Below are 12,677 nucleotides of genomic sequence, written 5' to 3' on the forward strand. Positions count from 1 at the left end.
CATGAGTAAATTCTGGAGCCCGTTCGTCAAGAACCTGGTGCCTTACGTGCCGGGCGAGCAGCCGAAACTGGCAAAGCTGGTGAAGCTCAACACCAACGAAAACCCGTATGGTCCATCGCCCAAGGCCTTGGCCGCGATGCAGACCGAACTGAACGACAACCTGCGCCTGTACCCGGACCCGAACAGCGACCTGCTGAAGAATGCGGTCGCCAGGTACTACGGCGTGCAGGGCAATCAGGTGTTCCTCGGCAACGGTTCCGACGAAGTCCTGGCGCACATCTTCCACGGTTTGCTGCAGCACGATCAGCCGCTGCTGTTCCCGGACATCAGCTACAGCTTCTATCCGGTCTACTGCGGACTGTATGGCATCAATTTCGACGCGGTGCCGCTGGACGAGCAATTCCGGATCAACCCGGCAGACTACGCCAGGCCGAACGGCGGGATCATCTTCCCCAACCCGAACGCACCGACCGGCTGCCTGCTGGCGCTGGAAGCGGTGGAGCAGATTCTCAAGGCCAGCCCGGATTCGGTGGTCGTGGTGGACGAGGCCTACATCGATTTCGGCGGCGAGACGGCAATCACTCTGGTCGATCGTTATCCCAACCTGCTGGTGACCCAGACCCTGTCCAAGTCCCGCTCCCTGGCCGGTCTGCGGGTTGGCCTGGCGGTGGGGCATCCGGACCTGATCGAGGCGCTGGAGCGGATCAAGAACAGCTTCAACTCCTATCCGCTGGATCGGATGGCGAATGTCGGCGCCGCTGCCGCGTTCGAGGATCGCGAGTATTTCGACAAGACCTGCCGGTTGGTGATCGAGAATCGCGAGAAGGTCGTCGGGCAATTGCAGGCCAAGGGATTTGAAGTGCTGCCATCAGCGGCGAACTTCATTTTCGCCCGTCACCCACAACACGATGCGGCGGGGCTGGCGGCGAAGTTGCGTGAGCAGGGCGTAATCGTCCGGCACTTCAAGCAGGAGCGGATTGCCCAGTTCCTGCGGATCTCCATCGGCACGCCAGAGCAGAACCAGGCGCTGATCGACGGTCTGGGCGACCTCTGAAACGCCGCCAACCCTGTGGGAGCGGGCTTGCTCGCGAAAGCGGTGTGTCAGTTAACTTCTGCGTCGACTGACACACCGCTTTCGCGAGCAAGCCCGCTCCCACATTGGTTTTGGATGCCGCTTACTCTTCTTCTTTCTCTTTGACCGGTGCCGGCGGCGGACGCAAACCGATTTCCGCGGTCAGCTTGAGTTCCTTGCCGTTGCGCATCACCTGGATCGTGACCTTGTCGGTCGGCTTGATCCGCGCCACCTGATTCATCGAGCGGCGGCCATCGCCGGCCGGTTCGCCATCGATGGCAAGAATCACGTCACCCAGTTGCAGGCCGGCCTTCTGTGCCGGACCATCGCGGAAAATCCCCGCCACGACAATGCCCGGACGCCCGGACAAACCGAAGGATTCGGCCAGTTCCTGGGTCAACGGCTGCACTTCGATACCCAGCCAGCCACGAATCACCTGGCCGTGCTCGATGATCGACTTCATGACTTCCATCGCCAGCTTTACCGGGATCGCGAAACCGATGCCCTGGGAGCCACCGGATTTGGAGAAGATCGCCGTGTTGATGCCGGTCAGGTTGCCAATGGCGTCTACCAGTGCACCGCCCGAGTTGCCGGGGTTGATCGCGGCATCGGTCTGGATGAAGTCTTCATAGTTGTTCAGGCCCAGTTGATTGCGCCCGGTGGCACTGATGATGCCCATGGTCACGGTCTGGCCGACGCCGAACGGGTTGCCGATGGCCAGCGCCACGTCGCCGATGCGGATGTTGTCGGAGCGCCCGACGGTGATCGACGGCAGGTTTTTCAGGTCGATCTTCAGCACCGCGAGGTCAGTCTCCGGGTCGCTGCCGATCACCCGGGCCAGGGTTTCGCGACCGTCCTTGAGCGCCACGACGATCTGGTCGGCGCCGCTGGTCACGTGGTTGTTGGTCAGGATGTAGCCTTCCGGGCTCATGATCACGCCGGAACCGAGGCTCGACTCCATGCGTTTCTGCTTGGGCGAGTTATCGCCGAAGAAACGGCGGAACTGCGGATCTTCGAACAACGGATGATTGGGTTTGTTGATGACCTTGGTGGTGTACAGGTTCACCACCGACGGCGCTGCGGTGGTGACCGCGTCGGCATAAGACACCGGGCCCTGTTGCATGCTGGTGGTTTGCGGCGCTTGCTGCAGATTGACGTCGAGGCTCGGGAGCCCGACCCACTGCGGGTAACGCTGGATTATCAAAAGAGCGACAAGCACGCCGGCCAACAGCGGCCAGCCGGAAAAACGCAGCGCCTTGAGCATTAAGCAGTTCCTGAGAGAGTTGCAGGCGGTAAGAGACCGCTCATAATGACGCGCATTATACGAGGCCGCACGCGCCTCTGAACGGGATATTTAGGAGTCTTTCATGGCCGTCGCCCTGAGCACCCTGGTCGAAGAAGCCGACCGTTACCTCAACAGCGCCAAAATCGCCGATTACTGCCCCAATGGCTTGCAGGTCGAAGGCCGTCCGCAAGTGATGCGCATTGTCAGTGGCGTCACTGCCAGCCAGGCGTTGCTGGATGCCGCGGTAGAGGCCAATGCCGATCTGGTGCTGGTGCATCACGGCTACTTCTGGAAGGGTGAAAACCCGTGCATCACCGGCATGAAGCAGCGCCGCTTGAAGACCCTGCTCAAGCACGATATCAGCCTGTTGGCCTATCACCTGCCTCTGGATCTGCACCCGGATGTCGGCAATAACGTGCAGTTGGCGCGGCAGCTCGACATCACCGTCGAAGGTCCGCTGGACCCGGATAACCTGAAGATTGTCGGTCTGGTCGGTTCGCTGAATGAGCCGATGATGCCCCGGGATTTCGCCCGCCGCGTACAGGAAGTCATGGGCCGTGAGCCGCTGTTGATTGAAGGCAGCGCCATGATCCGCCGCGTCGGCTGGTGCACCGGTGGCGGCCAGGGATACATCGATCAGGCCATTTCGGCCGGCGTCGACCTGTACCTCAGCGGCGAAGCTTCCGAGCAGACCTTCCACAGTGCACGGGAAAACGACATCAGCTTCATCGCCGCCGGTCACCATGCCACCGAGCGCTACGGCGTTCAGGCGCTGGGGGATTATCTGGCGCGGCGCTTTGCGCTGGAGCACATCTTCATCGATTGCCCAAACCCGATTTGACCTGGTCAACCTGTGTAGGAGCTGCCGAAGGCTGCGATCTTTTGATCTTGCTTGTAAAAATCAAAGTCAAAATCAAAAGATCGCAGCCTTCGGCAGCTCCTACAGGGATGTGTTCGCCGTTCAATAGCCCAAACGGGCAGGCATATTCATATGCTCTTTCGATCTAGTTGGCGTCCTGATTAGAAGAGGTCGCTGTGCTAGGATCCCCGCTCGAACACGGCCCGCTGGCCGTTCATAAGAAAGCTTTCGTGAGTAGCCATGGTCGACAAACTGACGCATCTGAAACAGCTGGAGGCGGAAAGCATCCACATCATCCGCGAGGTGGCCGCCGAGTTCGACAACCCGGTGATGCTGTACTCCATCGGTAAAGACTCCGCCGTGATGCTGCATCTGGCACGCAAGGCGTTCTTCCCGGGCAAGCTGCCGTTTCCGGTGATGCACGTCGACACTCGCTGGAAATTCCAGGAGATGTACGCCTTCCGTGACAAGATGGTCGCCGAGCTGGGCCTCGACCTGATCACCCATATCAACCCGGACGGCGTGGCGCAGAACATCAACCCGTTCACCCACGGCAGCGCCAAGCACACCGACATCATGAAGACCGAGGGCCTGAAGCAGGCACTCGACAAGCATGGTTTCGACGCAGCGTTCGGCGGCGCCCGTCGCGATGAAGAGAAGTCCCGCGCCAAGGAGCGCGTGTACTCGTTCCGCGACAGCAAGCACCGCTGGGACCCGAAGAACCAGCGTCCCGAGCTGTGGAACGTCTACAACGGCAAGGTCAACAAGGGCGAGTCGATCCGCGTCTTCCCGCTGTCGAACTGGACCGAACTGGACATCTGGCAGTACATCTACCTTGAAGGCATCCCGATCGTCCCGCTGTACTTCGCCGCCGAGCGTGAAGTCATCGAGAAGAACGGTACGCTGATCATGATCGACGACGAGCGCATCCTCGAGCACCTGAGCGATGAAGACAAAGCGCGCATCGTCAAAAAGAAAGTGCGTTTCCGTACCCTTGGTTGCTACCCGTTGACGGGCGCGGTGGAGTCCGAGGCCGAAAGCCTCACGGACATCATTCAGGAAATGCTCCTGACGCGAACTTCCGAGCGCCAGGGCCGTGTCATCGACCACGATGGCGCAGGCTCGATGGAAGACAAAAAACGTCAAGGGTATTTTTAAGCTTCGAGTTACAAGCGGCAAGCTGCAAGTTAAAGGCGGTATGCGTAACGTTGCAGTTTGGTGCTTGCAGCCGGTTGTTGCGAGCCGTCATCGGATGACTCGTAATGGATTTCGAGAAGCTGATTGTTTGGCAGCGTAGCAAGTATTTAGCGGTGGGAATCTATAGAGAATTTGCGCGATGTGGGGATTTTGGTTTCAAAGATCAAATTACCCGCTCCGCACTTTCGGTGCCTTCCAATATTGCTGAAGGCATGGAGCGGCGAAGCAACAGAGAAAAAGTTCGATTTCTCTGGATTGCAAAGGCCTCCAACGCGGAGTTACGCACGCAGATCATCATCGGTCGAGACATTGCTTACATCGCAGACCCGCTGGCTGAAAATTGGATTATGGAAACTCGCGAGCTTTCAAAAATGCTGTGCGGGTTGATCGACAAAATTTCTGACTAGCTGTACGCCGACAAGCTTGCCGCTTGAAGCTTACAGCTTGGAGCTTGAATGCAATGAGCCACCAATCTGATTTGATCAGCGAGGACATCCTCGCCTACCTGGGCCAGCACGAACGTAAAGAGCTGCTGCGCTTTCTGACCTGCGGTAACGTCGACGACGGCAAGAGCACCCTGATCGGGCGCCTGCTGCACGACTCCAAGATGATCTACGAAGATCACCTGGAAGCGATCACCCGCGACTCGAAAAAAGTCGGCACCACCGGCGAAGACATCGACCTGGCGTTGCTGGTAGACGGCCTGCAGGCCGAGCGTGAACAAGGCATCACCATCGATGTCGCGTACCGCTATTTCTCCACCGCCAAGCGCAAATTCATCATCGCCGACACCCCCGGCCATGAGCAGTACACCCGCAACATGGCCACCGGTGCGTCCACCTGTGACCTGGCGATCATCCTGGTCGACGCCCGCTATGGCGTGCAGACCCAGACCCGTCGCCACAGCTTCATCGCCTCGTTGCTGGGCATCAAGCACATAGTCGTGGCCATCAACAAGATGGACCTCAAGGACTTCGACCAAGGCGTGTTCGAGTCGATCAAGGCCGACTACCTGCAGTTCGCCGAAGGCCTGAAGATGAAGCCCACCAGCATGCACTTCGTGCCGATGTCGGCATTGAAGGGCGACAACGTGGTGAACAAGTCCGAGCGCTCGCCGTGGTACACCGGCCAGTCGCTGATGGAAATCCTCGAGACCGTGGAAGTAGCGGGCGATCGCAACTTCACCGACCTGCGTTTCCCGGTGCAGTACGTCAACCGTCCGAACCTGAACTTCCGTGGCTTCGCCGGTACGCTGGCCAGCGGCATCGTCAAGAAAGGCGACGAAGTCGTGGTGCTGCCGTCGGGTAAGAGCAGCCGTGTGAAGTCCATCGTCACCTTCGAAGGTGAGCTGGAACACGCAGGTCCAGGTCAGGCAGTCACGCTGACCATGGAAGACGAAATCGACATCTCCCGTGGTGACCTGTTGGTTCACGCCGACAACGTGCCGCCGGTGACCGACAGCTTCGAAGCCATGCTGGTGTGGATGGCTGAAGAGCCGATGCTGCCGGGCAAGAAATACGACATCAAGCGCGCCACCAGTTACGTGCCGGGCTCCATCGCCAGCATCGTCAACAAGGTCGACGTGAACACCCTGGAAGAAGGTCCGGCCAGCGCGTTGCAGTTGAACGAAATCGGCAAGGTCAAGATCGCGCTCGACGCGCCGATTGCCCTCGACGGTTACGACAGCAACCGCACCACCGGTGCCTTCATCATCATCGACCGCCTGACCAATGGCACCGTCGGCGCCGGCATGATCGTTGCCCAGCCTTTGGCCCATGGCACCAGTACCCACCACGGCAAACTAGCCCACGTCGCCACCGAAGAGCGCGCACAGCGCTTCGGCCAGCAACCGGCCACCGTGTTGTTCAGCGGCTTGTCGGGCGCGGGCAAGAGCACTCTGGCGTATGCCGTTGAACGCAAGTTGTTCGACCTGGGTCGCGCGGTGTTCGTACTCGATGGCCAGAACCTGCGTCACGACCTGAACAAAGGTCTGCCACAGGATCGCGCCGGGCGTACCGAGAACTGGCGTCGTGCCGCACACGTTGCGCGTCAGTTCAACGAAGCCGGTCTGCTGACCCTGGCGGCGTTCGTTGCACCGAGCGCCGAAGGTCGTGAACAGGCCCGGGAACTGATCGGCAAGGATCGTCTGCTGACGGTCTACGTCCAGGCTTCGCCGACTGTCTGTGCCGAGCGTGATCCGCAAGGCCTGTACGCGGCGGCCGGGGATAACATTCCGGGTGAGTCCTTCCCGTACGACGTGCCGCTGGATGCCGATCTGGTGATCGACACCCAGTCCGTGTCGCTGGAAGAGGGCGTCAAGCAAGTGCTGGGTCTGCTGCGCGAGCGCGGTGCGATTTAAGCGCTAGCCAGAAATGAAAAACCCGCCGATGAGTGATCATCGGCGGGTTTTTTTGTGGCCTGGAGATTGTCAAAGGATCGCAGCCTTCGGCAGCTCCTACAGGGTAAACGCGCACCTCTGTGTAGGAGCTGCCGAAGGCTGCGATCTTTTGATCTTAAGCTCCCGGGAACTCCCGATGCATCTGCGCAAGCAGCGCATCCTTGTCCTGCCACATCTGATTGATCCAGCCCTGGAACTGCAATCGATACTCACCATCCTGGTCGTAGTTCTTGCCGATGAACTGCGGCGGAATCTTCAGCTCTTCAAAATGCACCACCACATCCGCAATGTTCCCGCACAACAAGTCCCAGAAACCAGGGCGCCCGGCCGGGTAGTGGATGGTCACGTTGACGATGGACTCCAGTTGTTCGCCCATCGCATCCAGCACAAAGGCAATGCCGCCGGCCTTGGGCTTGAGCAGGTACTTGAAGGGGGATTGCTGTTGCTTGTGCTTGCCCTCGGTGAAGCGCGTGCCTTCGACGAAGTTGAAGATGCCCACCGGGTTGTCGCGAAATTTCGCGCAGGTCTTGCGGGTGGTTTCCAGGTCCTTGCCTTTTTTCTCCGGGTGCTTCTCCAGATAGGCCTTGGAGTAGCGCTTCATGAACGGAAAGCCCAGCGCCCACCAGGCCAGACCAATCACCGGGACCCAGATCAGCTCCTGCTTGAGAAAGAACTTCAACGGTTGAATGCGTCGGTTGAGCACGTATTGCAGCACCAGGATGTCGACCCAGCTCTGGTGGTTGCTGGTGATCAGGTACGAGTGCCGGTAGTCGAGGCCTTGCAGGCCGCTGATGTGCCAGCGCGTGCGGCGCACCAGGTTCATCCAGCCTTTGTTGAGGCTGATCCAGGCTTCATGGGTATGGCTCATCAGCCAGCCCGCGATGCGTTGGGTGAGGGCGAACGGCAATGCCTTGACGAGCGCCACGCAGAACAGGAACGAGCAGAGCAAAATCGTGTTCAATGCCAGCAGCAGCGAGGCGATCACGCCGCGCAACGGGGCGGGTAGGAAGTCCAGCATTTACACATCCATAGGTCGGTTGGCGGCTTGAATCGCGGTCAGGGCGATGGTGTAGACGATGTCGTCGACCTGCGCGCCGCGCGGCAAATCATTCACCGGTTTGCGCAGGCCTTGCAGCATCGGCCCGAGGCTGACGCAGTCGGCGCTGCGCTGCACGGCTTTGTGGGTGGTGTTGCCGGTGTTGAGGTCGGGGAACACGTACACCGTGGCACGACCGGCCACCTGGCTGTTCGGCGCCAGCTGCCGGGCCACGCTTTCGTTGGCCGCGGCATCGTACTGCAAGGGGCCGTCGATCAGCAGCGAGTGCTGTTGTTCGTGGGCGAGCAGGGTGGCCTCGCGGACCTTTTCGACTTCCTCGCCGCTGGCCGATTCGCCGCTGGAGTAGCTGATCATCGCCACCCGTGGCGTGATGCCGAATGCGGCGGCCGAGTCGGCGCTTTGCAGGGCGATCTCGGCCAGTTCGCTGGCGCTCGGGTGCGGGTTCATCACGCAGTCGCCGTAGACCAGCACTTCTTCGGGGAACAGCATGAAGAACACCGAAGACACCAGGGTGCAGCCGGGCGCGGTTTTAATCAGCTGCAGGGCCGGGCGGATGGTGTTGGCGGTGGTGTTGATCACGCCCGATACGAGCCCGTCGACTTCATCCAGGGCTAACATCATGGTGCCGATCACCACGGTGTCTTCCAGTTGTTGCTCGGCCATTGGTGCGTTGAGGCTTTTGCTTTTGCGCAGCGCGACCATCGGCTCGACGTAGCGCTCGCGGATCAAATCCGGATCGATGATTTCCAGGCCAGGCGGCAGCTCGATGCCCTGGGCGCGAGCGACGGCCTGCACATCCTCGGGCTTGGCCAGCAATACGCAGCGAGCGATACCACGGGCCTGGCAGATCGCGGCGGCCTGCACGGTCAGCGGCTCGCTGCCTTCGGGCAGCACGATGCGCTTGTTGGCCGCCTGGGCGCGCTGGATCAATTGATAGCGGAACACCGCTGGCGACAGGCGCATCTCGCGCGGTGTACCGCAGCGCTGGTGCAACCAGTTGGCATCGAGATGGCCAGCGATGAAATCGGTGATGATTTCGGCGCGCTCGCGGTCGTCGATGGGGATTTCCTTGTTCAGGCCATTGAGCAGGTTGGCGGTGTCATAGGAGCCGGTACTCACCGACAGCACCGGCAGCCCGGCCTGCAGGGCGCCGCGGCACAGGTCCATGATGCGCGGGTCGGGCAGGGTGTCGCTGGTCAGCAGCAGGCCGGCCAGCGGCACGCCGTTCAAGGCCGCGAGGCTGACGGCGAGGATGATGTCGTCGCGGTCGCCGGGGGTCACCACCAGCACGCCGGGCTTGAGCAACTCCACGGTGTTACGCATGGTGCGGGCGCAAATGATGATCTTGGTCATGCGCCGGGTTTCATAATCACCGGCGTTGAGCACTTGCGCGCCCATCAGGTCGGCGACGTCGCGGGTGCGCGGCGCGTTCAGTTCCGGCTGGAACGGAATGCAGCCGAGCAAGCGGAAATCACCACTGCGCAGCAACGGCGAATGCTCCTTCAGGCGCGTGGCGAAGGCCTCCATGCTTTCCTCGGTCTTGACCTTGTTGAGGATCACGCCGAGGACTTTCGGATCTTTCGGGCCGCCGAACAATTGCGCCTGCAACTCGACGCGACCGGAGAGTTCGGTCAGCACTTCGTTTTCCGGTGCCGAGACCAGGATCACCTCGGCGTCGAGGCTCTTCGCCAGGTGCAGGTTGACCCGCGCGGCGTAGCTGGCGCTGCGGGTCGGCACCATGCCTTCGACGATCAGCACGTCCTTGCCGATGGCCGCCTGCTGATACAGGGTGATGATTTCTTCGAGCAACTCATCGAGCTGGCCGTCGCCGAGCATGCGCTCGACATGGGCCAGGCCCAGTGGCTGAGGCGGTTTCAAGCCGTGGGTACGCGCCACCAGTTCGGTGGAACGTTCCGGGCCCGTGTCGCCCGGATGCGGCTGGGCAATCGGTTTGAAAAAGCCGACCTTGAGCCCGGCGCGCTCAAGGGTACGCACCAGCCCGAGGCTGATGGAGGTCAGACCCACACCAAAATCGGTGGGCGCGATAAAAAAAGTTTGCATGCGGATTCTCTGGAAGGTGCATGGCAATGGTCACGACCTATGGCTGGTCGATTACCGAAATTCAGTCGCCAAGGTTATCGCTAACCGTGCCTTGTGCGCACCAACCGCAATCAAAGGGCTGGCCTATTTTTTCCTGGCGCAACACAGGGTCCATGACCCAGGCGCGGGATTGCCATGGCGGCTGGTGCCGCAGGTGTTGGGTGTGGCCGCAGGAAAGCTCGGCCACCCAGTGGCCGTCCTCGTCCTGATGGAAGCCTGTGACCGTCGAATCCCGTTTGTCCGGGTTGTGTTCGCTTTCGGTCGATTGCTTCGCTAAACTGGGCCTTTCTATATTCCTATACAAAAGGTTTCGCCCCATGCTGATCGCCGCCAATAAGGCTGTCTCCATCGACTATACCCTGACCAACGACGCTGGTGAGGTCATCGACAGCTCCGCCGGCGGCGCGCCGCTGGTCTACCTGCAAGGCGCAGGCAACATCATCCCGGGTCTGGAAAAGGCTCTGGAAGGCAAGGCTGTCGGCGACGAGCTGACCGTAGCCGTTGAACCTGAAGACGCTTACGGCGAATACGCGGCCGAACTGGTCAGCACCCTGAGCCGCAGCATGTTCGAAGGCGTCGACGAGCTGGAAGTGGGCATGCAGTTCCACGCTTCCGCTCCGGACGGCCAGATGCAGATCGTGACCATCCGTGATCTGGACGGCGACGATGTCACCGTTGACGGCAACCACCCGTTGGCCGGTCAGCGCCTGAATTTCCAGGTCAAGATCGTTGCCATCCGTGACGCCAGCCAGGAAGAAATCGCTCATGGCCACGTCCATGGCGAAGGTGGCCATCATCACTGATTTCTGCGCTAAGCTCAGATAACTGGAGAGGCGCCCCGAGGGCGCCTTTTTAGTCTGCGGCTGTCCCTGACGACACCGCCAAGTGGCTGTTTCGAGAAGAACACGGGAATCTGGAGTACGCCATGAGTGCTTTTCACGACCTTAAATTGACAGCCCTGGATGGACAGGAGCTACCTCTGGCGCCTTTCAAAGGCCAAGTCGTATTGGTGGTCAACGTCGCCTCCAAATGCGGCCTGACCCCGCAATACGCGGCGCTGGAAAACCTCTACCAACAATACAAGGGCAAAGGCTTCAGCGTGTTGGGCCTGCCGTGCAACCAGTTTGCCGGGCAGGAACCGGGGACTGAGCAGGAGATCAAGGATTTCTGCAGCCTCAACTATGGTGTGACCTTCCCGTTGTCCAGCAAGCTGGAAGTCAACGGGCATGACCGTCATCAGTTGTACCGCTTGCTGGCGGGCGAGGGCGCGGAATTCCCCGGCGATATCACCTGGAACTTCGAGAAGTTCCTGCTGGGCAAGGATGGCCGGGTACTGGCGCGGTTCTCGCCACGTACGGCGCCGGATGATCCGACCATTGTTCATGCGATTGAAAAAGCGCTGAGTTAAGCCATAGATCAAGATCAAAAGATCGCAGCCTTCGGCAGCTCCTACGATCCGGTGTAGGAGCTGCCGAAGGCTGCGATCTTTTGCTTTCTGTCTTTTGACTGTTAATCACCGAAATCAATAATGCTGTTCAATGCGTTGGGCTCTCCATATTATCACCGTCATAAAGTCATTCTTCCGTGGAGCGTCCCATGCCCGTAAAAGCCCTGTTCAAACCGTTCCACCTCGGCACCCTCGAATTGCCGACCCGTGTCGTCATGGCGCCGATGACCCGCTCCTTTTCTCCGGGCGGCGTGCCGAATTCCAAAGTGATCGAATACTACCGTCGTCGCGCCGCAGCAGGCGTTGGCCTGATCATCACCGAAGGCACCACCGTCGGTCACAAGGCTTCCAACGGCTACCCGAACGTTCCGCACTTCTATGGTGAAGCGGCGCTGGCCGGCTGGAAGAAAGTCGTCGACGCCGTTCACGCCGAAGGCGGCAAGATCGTTCCGCAGTTGTGGCATGTGGGCAGCGTACGCCGTATCGGCACCGAACCGGACGCCAGCGTACCGGGCTATGGCCCGTCGGAAAAAATCAAGGACGGCCAGGTCGTTGTGCACGGCATGACCCAACAGGATATCCAGGATGTGATCGCCGCGTTCGCCCAGGCTGCCAAGGATGCCCAGAGCATCGGCATGGACGGCGTGGAAATCCACGGCGCCCACGGTTACCTGGTCGACCAGTTCTTCTGGGAGGGCAGCAACCAGCGTACCGACGAATACGGCGGCAGCCTGGCCAACCGTTCGCGCTTCGCCATTGAATTGATTCAGGCCGTGCGTGCCGCGGTCGGTGAAGGTTTCCCGATCATCTTCCGCTTCTCCCAGTGGAAGCAGCAGGATTACACCGCGCGTCTAGTGCAAACCCCGGAGGCCCTGGGCGAGTTCCTCAAGCCGTTGGCCGATGCCGGCGTGGATATTTTCCACTGCTCGACCCGCCGCTTCTGGGAGCCGGAGTTCGACGGTTCCGAGCTGAACCTGGCTGGCTGGACCCGCCAACTCACCGGCAAGCCGACCATTACAGTGGGCAGCGTCGGCCTGGATGGCGAGTTCCTGCAGTTCATGGTCAACACCGACAAAGTGGCACAACCGGCCAGCCTGGAAAAACTGCTGGAGCGCCTGAACAACGACGAGTTCGACCTGGTGGCGGTCGGTCGTGCATTGCTGGTGGACCCGGACTGGGCACAGAAAGTGCGCGACGGTCGTGAGGAAGACATCCTGCCGTTCAGCCGTGAAGCGTTGATGACGCTGGTTTAAGCGGCGACC

12 protein-coding genes are annotated in these 12,677 nt (G+C 60.3%); 8 read left to right on the plus strand and 4 right to left on the minus strand.

From position 1 onward, the window contains the following. Position 1 precedes the first annotated feature (1 nt). Positions 2-1,054 carry a histidinol-phosphate transaminase gene (gene hisC, locus C9422_RS13420; RefSeq protein WP_116580972.1) on the plus strand — a complete coding sequence of 351 codons (1,053 nt, stop codon included), beginning with the start codon at positions 2-4 and terminating at the stop codon, positions 1,052-1,054. Positions 1,055-1,175: 121 nt separating this feature from the next. On the opposite strand, the gene algW is transcribed toward hisC, so the two are convergent. Then, complete coding sequence (gene algW / locus C9422_RS13430) at positions 1,176-2,336, minus strand: Do family serine endopeptidase AlgW (RefSeq protein ID WP_007970284.1); 1,161 nt, start codon at positions 2,334-2,336, stop codon at positions 1,176-1,178. Positions 2,337-2,439: 103 nt separating this feature from the next. On the opposite strand from algW, the gene C9422_RS13435 reads away from it, so the two are divergent. From C9422_RS13435 to cysN, 4 genes are all read left to right on the plus strand, one after another. Next, a complete protein-coding gene (locus C9422_RS13435) occupies positions 2,440-3,198 on the plus strand; it encodes a Nif3-like dinuclear metal center hexameric protein (RefSeq protein ID WP_116580973.1) in 759 nt (252 codons plus the stop codon). A 258-nt stretch (positions 3,199-3,456) separates the two neighbouring features. Continuing rightward, positions 3,457-4,374, plus strand: coding sequence for a sulfate adenylyltransferase subunit CysD (gene cysD / locus C9422_RS13445; protein WP_116580974.1), 918 nt, complete (start codon positions 3,457-3,459; stop codon positions 4,372-4,374). 104 nt (positions 4,375-4,478) lie between these two features. Further along, positions 4,479-4,820 (plus strand): four helix bundle protein, encoded by a 342-nt coding sequence (locus C9422_RS13450; RefSeq protein WP_116580975.1) that lies wholly within the window; start codon positions 4,479-4,481, stop codon positions 4,818-4,820. A gap of 53 nt (positions 4,821-4,873) precedes the next feature. After that, positions 4,874-6,772, plus strand: a complete 1,899-nt coding sequence (gene cysN, locus C9422_RS13455) for a sulfate adenylyltransferase subunit CysN (RefSeq protein ID WP_007970287.1) — start codon at positions 4,874-4,876, stop codon at positions 6,770-6,772. A gap of 154 nt (positions 6,773-6,926) precedes the next feature. Here cysN and C9422_RS13460 read toward each other — a convergent pair whose 3' ends face one another. The 3 genes from C9422_RS13460 to C9422_RS13470 form a co-directional block, all read right to left on the minus strand. Then, complete coding sequence (locus tag C9422_RS13460; protein WP_116580976.1) at positions 6,927-7,829, minus strand: acyltransferase; 903 nt, start codon at positions 7,827-7,829, stop codon at positions 6,927-6,929. After that, positions 7,830-9,929 carry a phosphate acetyltransferase gene (pta, locus tag C9422_RS13465; RefSeq protein ID WP_007970292.1) on the minus strand — a complete coding sequence of 700 codons (2,100 nt, stop codon included), beginning with the start codon at positions 9,927-9,929 and terminating at the stop codon, positions 7,830-7,832. 61 nt (positions 9,930-9,990) lie between these two features. After that, on the minus strand, positions 9,991-10,317 hold the full coding sequence (locus tag C9422_RS13470) for a DUF3565 domain-containing protein (RefSeq protein ID WP_033047364.1): 327 nt from the start codon (positions 10,315-10,317) through the stop codon (positions 9,991-9,993). Between C9422_RS13470 and C9422_RS13475 the strand changes: the two genes are divergently transcribed. The 3 genes from C9422_RS13475 to C9422_RS13485 all read left to right on the plus strand — a co-directional run bounded on the left by C9422_RS13475 (position 10,286) and on the right by C9422_RS13485 (position 12,668). Continuing rightward, the gene (locus C9422_RS13475; protein WP_007942189.1) at positions 10,286-10,771 is read left to right on the plus strand and encodes a peptidylprolyl isomerase; all 486 of its coding nucleotides are present in this window, start codon (positions 10,286-10,288) and stop codon (positions 10,769-10,771) included. The two genes, C9422_RS13470 and C9422_RS13475, sit on opposite strands and share 32 nt — an antisense overlap. Positions 10,772-10,893: 122 nt before the next feature. After that, positions 10,894-11,376 carry a glutathione peroxidase gene (locus C9422_RS13480; RefSeq protein ID WP_008046206.1) on the plus strand — a complete coding sequence of 161 codons (483 nt, stop codon included), beginning with the start codon at positions 10,894-10,896 and terminating at the stop codon, positions 11,374-11,376. Between the two features lie 188 nt (positions 11,377-11,564). Further along, positions 11,565-12,668 (plus strand): NADH:flavin oxidoreductase, encoded by a 1,104-nt coding sequence (locus tag C9422_RS13485; protein WP_007970295.1) that lies wholly within the window; start codon positions 11,565-11,567, stop codon positions 12,666-12,668. The last annotated feature ends 9 nt before the right edge of the window (positions 12,669-12,677 follow it).

The organism is Pseudomonas sp. B1(2018), from assembly GCF_003097365.1.
Lineage (GTDB): Bacteria > Pseudomonadota > Gammaproteobacteria > Pseudomonadales > Pseudomonadaceae > Aquipseudomonas > Aquipseudomonas laurylsulfatiphila.

What these genes read in the sequence shown, in the direction of transcription:
- algW (WP_007970284.1), bottom strand. Translation starts at nt 2,336, where the DNA reads ATGCTCAAGGCGCTGCGTTTTTCCGGCTGGCCGCTGTTGGCCGGCGTG.
- cysD (WP_116580974.1), top strand. Translation starts at nt 3,457, where the DNA reads ATGGTCGACAAACTGACGCATCTGAAACAGCTGGAGGCGGAAAGCATC.
- C9422_RS13475 (WP_007942189.1), top strand. Translation starts at nt 10,286, where the DNA reads ATGCTGATCGCCGCCAATAAGGCTGTCTCCATCGACTATACCCTGACC.
- cysN (WP_007970287.1), top strand. Translation starts at nt 4,874, where the DNA reads ATGAGCCACCAATCTGATTTGATCAGCGAGGACATCCTCGCCTACCTG.
- hisC (WP_116580972.1), top strand. Translation starts at nt 2, where the DNA reads ATGAGTAAATTCTGGAGCCCGTTCGTCAAGAACCTGGTGCCTTACGTG.
- pta (WP_007970292.1), bottom strand. Translation starts at nt 9,929, where the DNA reads ATGCAAACTTTTTTTATCGCGCCCACCGATTTTGGTGTGGGTCTGACC.
- C9422_RS13470 (WP_033047364.1), bottom strand. Translation starts at nt 10,317, where the DNA reads ATGGAGACAGCCTTATTGGCGGCGATCAGCATGGGGCGAAACCTTTTG.
- C9422_RS13460 (WP_116580976.1), bottom strand. Translation starts at nt 7,829, where the DNA reads ATGCTGGACTTCCTACCCGCCCCGTTGCGCGGCGTGATCGCCTCGCTG.
- C9422_RS13435 (WP_116580973.1), top strand. Translation starts at nt 2,440, where the DNA reads ATGGCCGTCGCCCTGAGCACCCTGGTCGAAGAAGCCGACCGTTACCTC.
- C9422_RS13450 (WP_116580975.1), top strand. Translation starts at nt 4,479, where the DNA reads ATGGATTTCGAGAAGCTGATTGTTTGGCAGCGTAGCAAGTATTTAGCG.
- C9422_RS13485 (WP_007970295.1), top strand. Translation starts at nt 11,565, where the DNA reads ATGCCCGTAAAAGCCCTGTTCAAACCGTTCCACCTCGGCACCCTCGAA.
- C9422_RS13480 (WP_008046206.1), top strand. Translation starts at nt 10,894, where the DNA reads ATGAGTGCTTTTCACGACCTTAAATTGACAGCCCTGGATGGACAGGAG.